1 protein-coding gene is annotated in these 2276 nt (G+C 36.4%); it reads right to left on the bottom strand.

Annotation, left to right across the window (positions count from 1 at the left end; all coding sequences use genetic code 11):
* Positions 1-313 precede the first annotated feature (313 nt).
* Positions 314-1501, bottom strand: a complete 1188-nt coding sequence (locus CK510_RS29535) for a glycosyltransferase (RefSeq protein WP_095725006.1) — start codon at positions 1499-1501, stop codon at positions 314-316.
* Positions 1502-2276 lie beyond the last annotated feature (775 nt).

The following is a 2276-nucleotide window of genomic DNA, read 5'->3' as shown; positions in this document are numbered from 1 at the left end:
AAGCTACTTGAGTACATTTACCTCATCTCTTAGTTTGATTTTTCTACATTATAAAAGATACCAAATGGGTTCTATAAGCTGTTCCGCATTTAAATCATATAATCTAAATTATTATAATTATTGTGAGGTGGGCATCCCTGCCTGCCCTAATATATGATTTAGGTGCTTTTTAGCTTATTTCATTTTATTTTCAACTCAACTCCTAATATCAAATCCGGGTAAATGCACATAGTAAAAATATACCGTAACCCTTGTAATTTAAGATTTCGTTTCTGCGGCAACTGTGTTTAATCAAGTGGATATGACATAACTCCTACAAAAGCCCCATTTCCTCTAATCCTTGACGCAATCTTATCGCTTCCTTGGGGTTATTCATTTCATGTAGAGAAATTGCTTTATTAAAAGCAGCTAAACTAGCTTTTTGATTCCCAATTTTTAACCAAACTACACCCAAATTTTGATATACGTCCGCATAATGAGGATTTAACTGTACCGCACGCTGGTATGCAGAAATAGCATCCATAAATAACCCCATGGCTTTCAGCGTCATTCCCAAATTATAATGTCCAGTCACAAAATTAGGGTCAATACGAATAGTCATTTCATAAGCACTTTTTGCACTCCGTAAATCACCCAAAGCTTTGAGTAAATTACCCAAATTATTATAAGCACCCAATTTTAAAATCGGCATCACAACCAACTTAATCGCAGCTTGGTAGTAGGAAACAGCTTTCCGAATATCTTGGTTGCGAGTATAAGCAATTCCCAAATGATAATTTAACTCGTACATCAAATCCATATTTGATTGCTTAGAGGCAATTCCACGCTGTAACAACTCAATACCTTCTGCAACTTTCCCCGATTCCACATACAAAGCACCCAACTTACTACAAACATAAGGATCATGAGGATTTGTAGCAATAAACCCTTCCATCGCAGCTTTTGCCTTAGCAAACTTATCTTGTTTGTTTATGACTTCTTGTTGATATCCTTCATGTAAAATTGCCACTTCCTCTAAATGACCAATTTGCCAATCAGGTTCTTTGCGTAAAATCTCACTAATACTATCATCAACAATTGCATGATAAGGGCGAGAAAATTTAATTTTTGGGTGGTTGCGAAATAACCTCGAAACCATCGAATAAGGTGCTTGATTTGCCCCAACTTCATAACGCAGCAAATTAACTAAAATATATTCCGGCATTTCAATTACTTGACGAATCTGTGATTTTATTTTTGGTGTTAGTGTCTCATCTGCATCCAGCACCAAAACCCAATCACCAATAACGTATTTTAAAGCTTCATTTCTAGCAGTACTAAAATCATTATTCCAAGAAAATTGATATACTTTTGCACCTAAATTTTGAGCAATTTCAATAGTTCTATCGCTAGAGCCTGTATCTAATACTACAATTTCATTAACTATACTTTTAGCACTATTAAGACATTTGGCTAATCTAGCTTCTTCATTTTTGACAATGGCACAGAGGCTAAGTTTCATAAATTACAGAACTAAAATTTTCTATAAGTGGTTACGCGAAATTAAATATACACTGCGTTTGCGGAGCGTGTCCGCTTCGGACTTATGCTACCGTGCGGGAACGCTAAAAGCGTAGTTTACTTCTCCGCTTCGAAGTACATTCCACCCTATGGGTAGACGCGCAAGCGGCTTCTGTAAGTAGCAAGCTACGCAATGACGAGGGTTTGAGATTTTCGGAATGTATAATTTTTGCACTACTACTTACCCTGTAAATATTAGCAATCATTTAAATCGCTGGCAGGATTTGTTAATCAATATATCGGGATGTTATTAGACATCTGCTGGAAAAGACTTAGAAACTGGGAAGTTGCCGGACAGAATCTTCTGTACTGGCACATTTGCGTAGCATTGCGGAGGCACGACAAGACTTATTTATGGGGAAAGTATAATTATTTGTACAGTCCATAAGTCTACCCCTGTTAAGGTGTACCAACAATGTACTAGCTAGAAGCCCTATTCTTACGTTAACCCCCCATTGCTTGACCCTAAAATCGATCGCAAACATTATTTTTTTGCTTTCAGATTTTAATTGTTATAAGCTGAAACCCTCATTAATGCGTTGGAAAAAACTTCACCTTAAGATACAAGGGTTAGGTACTTCCAAATAAAAAAAAATCTCCAATTTCATTGTAGTCCGTAACGCACCATCAATCTAACAATGGTGGGTTACGAGAAGCTCTAACCTAGGCTGTTGACTTTGTGAGTTTTTAAGTAACTTTTATCATACAATAATAGT

It is taken from the genome of Brunnivagina elsteri CCALA 953 (assembly GCF_002289455.1).
Classification (GTDB): domain Bacteria; phylum Cyanobacteriota; class Cyanobacteriia; order Cyanobacteriales; family Nostocaceae; genus Brunnivagina; species Brunnivagina elsteri.
Note: the sequence above shows the minus strand (reverse complement) of the source record. Positions and strands in the feature narration are given on the sequence as shown.

Excerpts from the sequence above, each read along its gene's own strand:
- CK510_RS29535 (WP_095725006.1), bottom strand. The coding sequence starts at position 1,501 with ATGAAACTTAGCCTCTGTGCCATTGTCAAAAATGAAGAAGCTAGATTA.